At 59.7% G+C, this 2,922-nt stretch carries 2 protein-coding genes and 1 pseudogene; 2 read left to right on the forward strand and 1 reads right to left on the reverse strand.

What is annotated here, in order from left to right; translation table 11 throughout:
• Positions 1-88 precede the first annotated feature (88 nt).
• A pseudogene (locus tag QN347_RS18970) lies at positions 89-259 on the forward strand (transposase); the annotation flags it as partial.
• A gap of 167 nt (positions 260-426) precedes the next feature.
• A complete protein-coding gene (locus QN347_RS18975; RefSeq protein WP_322161035.1) occupies positions 427-1,230 on the forward strand; it encodes an IclR family transcriptional regulator domain-containing protein in 804 nt (267 codons plus the stop codon).
• 39 nt (positions 1,231-1,269) lie between these two features.
• On the opposite strand, the gene QN347_RS18980 is transcribed toward QN347_RS18975, so the two are convergent.
• Complete coding sequence (locus QN347_RS18980) at positions 1,270-2,694, reverse strand: IS66 family transposase (RefSeq protein ID WP_322161036.1); 1,425 nt, start codon at positions 2,692-2,694, stop codon at positions 1,270-1,272.
• Positions 2,695-2,922 lie beyond the last annotated feature (228 nt).

Raw genomic sequence — 2,922 nt, forward strand, 5'->3', positions numbered from 1 at the left:
GCAAAATCTTCCGGCTTGGCACGACTGCACGCCATGCTGCTCGCGCTACCCCGCATGCGCAAACCGACCATGGGGGTGAGCAGATACCTTCAAACTCCTGCCTCGTCGGTGGGTCGTCGAGCGGACATTCGCCTGGCTTGGTCGATGCCGGAGGTTGGCAAAGGACTGGGAAACATCCATCGCCTCCTCAACCGCGTGGGCACAGATCGCCTCGATCCGCATGATCGTCCGCAGAACCGCAAAGTACTGCTACGCTTGAAAAACTTTTGAATCGGGCTCTAAGAGTCCAAAATGCGTGCGGCCCGAGGTTGCGTGATAAGCCGCGCGCACGGAAAGTTTCCTTGACGCAACTCTGCTAACATTGACAAGCCGACACTGATGGCTTGTGAAGCGTCATGAAAAGTGCAAGTATCGGAGACAAGAGAGATGGCATCAAAGCCGACAGTCGGTCCGTATCATTCGGAATCCCTGGCGCGTGGACTTTCGGTGATCTGCGCGTTCGGTCGGGATTCTCCAAGTATGCGTGCGGTGGAAGTTGCAAACAAAACCGGGATGAGCCGCGCGGCAGCGCGTCGCTTCTTGCTCACACTACAAGATCTGGGGTATGTTGGGTCGGAGGGGGATGTATTTTACTTGCGGCCTCGGTCGCTTGATCTCGGATTCAGTTATCTCAGTTCGATCGGCGTGGAGAATATTGTCCAGCCGGTTCTGAACAGGATCTCGGAACAGACAGAAGCTTCGTCGAGCTTTGCAGTGTTAGACAAGTATGAAGTAGTTTTTATCGCGAGGGCAGCGATGAGGGGAACCTTTCAGCTAGCGATGAGTGTCGGCGGACGCGTGGCCGCACACGCCACCTCGCTCGGTCAAGTGTTGCTAGCGGGGATGTCGCCGGTAGAACTCGATCGCTATCTGAAGGAAAGCGTACGTAAGGCATTTACAAAATGGACAGTCACTGAGGAGCCGGCTCTCCGACGTAAGCTGGATCGCGTCCGATCGGAGGGCTATGCCCTGAGTCACTCGGAGCAATCCGAAGGCATCGTCGCCGTCTCGGTGCCCGTTCGCAATACTCGCAACGAGGTGGTCGCAGCGGTAAATGTCAATATGTATCCGGCGAGCGCAGACAAGATCAAAATAGCAAAAAGCCACGTTCCAATTTTGCAAATGGAAGTGCACGAACTCGAACTGGCGATGCGCGCTCACAATGTGAATGGCACGCTAGGCCGGACTTGAGTTGGGCGCTCGTGTAAGCGGGGCAAATTCCCGGGTGTGTTAGGCGTGCGCCATCCTGACGAGGGTTGGCAGGCTGGGTACGGACGGCGCACCCGGCACGGCTAAGCGGTCGCCGAGGAATTGATAGAATGAGACGCCGAGCTTTGCGCAGGTCTTGGCCAGTCCCAAAGTGGCCTGGCGCGCGGCTTTGCCAACGTCGCTGACTGTTCCGCCGGAGATCTTTCGTTTGGTGACCCATGCCCGGATGGCGTTTTCCGACCCGTTGGTATGGGTTGGGATTTCGGGACGTTCCAGGACCTTGAGCAGCTCGGCTTTGCGGCCATGCAATCGTAGAAGGAGTTGATCGAGGGGTTCGTAGCCGGTCCTGGCAGTGAAGATCCGGTCGAAGCACAGGCCGAGAGCCTTGGCTCGTTTGGGGTTGGGGTTGTCTCTGTAGACTTTGAGGTCTCGATAGAAGTTCCAGATCAGCGTTCGCCGCCGCTCCTGGGCGTTGATGTCGGCTGGCCGGGTGGGGGAGAGCTTGTGGACGAGGCGTTCCGCGTGCACCCAGCACAATGCGTGGTTGTCATCCAGACGGAACTGGCCGGTCCCATCGGAGACGATCACGGTGTCGCCGAGGAACCCGTGCGCCTTGATCGCGCCCCACAATGCCCCCTCGGTGGCGGTGACCCTGGTGGACCTGAACTGATCCATCTCGAGAACTGTCAGATGCGCCAGCCAGGCGGCTTCGTCGGCGAAGGCCTTGTCGGGGTGGGTATCGAGGCTCTCGATCAAGATCCCGGTCATGCCCTGAGCGCGCATGTAATCGAGCGCATGGGCGTTGATCGCGTAATCGCTCGCGCCGGCGCGGAGCAATTCCAGGAAGTTCACGCGCGACTTCGAGGGGCTGGCGCGGAACACCGCGAACGCGTCATTGCCAATATGAGTGACGTAGCCGTGCTTGCCGTCGTGGCGATGGCCGGTGTCATCGACCGTGACCCACGGCGACGTCTCCAGCCCGGCCTCGAGCACAGCCTCGTCCTCGGCGATCAGATCCCCCAGACCCTTGCTCATCAGGCGCACCACTTGCCGCTTGGAGATCGACAGGCCCATGCCGTTCAGGAGCGCCGTCAGCCGCTCGCTGCTTATCTGTCCCTGAGCGTGGCCCGCCACGATGAAGCGTCGCACCTGTGGCCCATAGCCACCCTTGATCCCCGTCGGCAGCGGAGCGACGATCCGCTCGCCATTTGGACCCACCCAGACTTCACGGCGGTAGCGTAACGTCTCCACTTCGATCTTCAGGTCCTGGACCAGGACATCCTCATAGCCCTGAAAGATCGATCCTTCGGGCCTGGCCGCGTTTACAAGCACATCCCGCGTCACGTTCAGCTTGTCGTTCTTCGGCCCTCGCCGCCGCGCCGAACGCTGCTTGTCGTCCATGCCGCCGCCGCCATCTCCCGCCGGTCCCGAAGTTGCCTTCTCCATGCCCGATGGCTTCCTGGAGGGAAACTTCGGACGCGGCGGCATCCCCTTCAGCCGCGCGATCTCATCGCGTAGCTCGCGGATCTCAATCTGCAGAAGTGACCTTGCCCCTGCCTAACGTCTCCCTTGGCTGATAGGAACCGATCAGCGAAGGGGTGAACCGTCCCGGGTTTCTCGGAGGCTTCTACTTGTGAGAAGGAGCTACCATGAGCAAGACGACGAACAAGTTTT

This window comes from Sphingomonas sp. 10B4 (assembly GCF_035019905.1).
Lineage (GTDB): Bacteria > Pseudomonadota > Alphaproteobacteria > Sphingomonadales > Sphingomonadaceae > Sphingomonas > Sphingomonas glacialis.

What these genes read in the sequence shown, in the direction of transcription:
- QN347_RS18980 (WP_322161036.1), bottom strand. Translation starts at nt 2,694, where the DNA reads ATGGAGAAGGCAACTTCGGGACCGGCGGGAGATGGCGGCGGCGGCATG.
- QN347_RS18975 (WP_322161035.1), top strand. Translation starts at nt 427, where the DNA reads ATGGCATCAAAGCCGACAGTCGGTCCGTATCATTCGGAATCCCTGGCG.